Here is an 860-nt window from a genome sequence, read left to right on the forward strand (position 1 = left end):
GCATTTGTCGGCTCGAAGGTGCTTATGCTTCCAGTTGGCGGAGAGAAGAATCCGGCAGCAATCGTTGAGGCGATCGAACAGTATGATATTACGACAATGCACTTTGTACCATCTATGCTGCATGCCTTCCTCGAGCATATCGAGCAGCTGCCTGAAACCGAGCGTGAGCGTCTGTCTCCACTGAAGCAGGTGTTCACCAGCGGAGAGGCGCTGTTGGCATCGCAGGTCGAGCGATTCCATCAGTATGTTGCACCTGCCAGCGGAGCACGACTCATCAATCTGTACGGTCCAACAGAGGCGACGGTGGATGTCACGTACTTCGACTGCGAACCAGGCCAAACTTATGTGAGTGTGCCAATTGGCAAGCCGATTGACAACACACGCATTTATATTGTGAACGGGCACAATCAAGTACAGCCGATCGGCGTAGCGGGCGAACTGTGCATCGCGGGCGTCGGATTGGCGCGCGGATACTGGAATCGCCCAGAACTGACAGAAGAGAAATTCGTATTGGTGCCTTCCGTGGGTGAACGGATGTACCGAACGGGTGATCTCGCACGGTGGCTGCCAGACAGCAACATCGAATATTTAGGACGGATTGATCATCAGGTGAAAATCCGCGGCTATCGAATCGAGCTTGGCGAGCTGGAGACTGCGCTGCTGAATATTGACGCGGTTCGGGAGACAGTCGTCGTTGCGAGGGAAGAAGAGAGCGGACAGAAGTCACTTTGCGCCTACTATGTAGCAGACGGAGAAGCAACAGTAAGTGACCTGCGAGCCGCACTTGCCGCCGAACTGCCGAGCTACATGATTCCATCATACTTCGTAAGGCTGGAGCAGATGCCGCTGGCGCCGAACGG

General features: G+C 54.8%; 1 protein-coding gene. It reads left to right on the forward strand.

The window, feature by feature from the left end; all coding sequences use genetic code 11:
• Positions 1 to 860 (forward strand): amino acid adenylation domain-containing protein (locus tag BBG47_RS28250; protein WP_139070832.1); only part of this gene is annotated, 860 nt, incomplete at both ends.

The organism is Paenibacillus sp. KS1 (genome assembly GCF_001680695.1).
Taxonomy (GTDB): domain Bacteria; phylum Bacillota; class Bacilli; order Paenibacillales; family Paenibacillaceae; genus Paenibacillus_B; species Paenibacillus_B suaedae.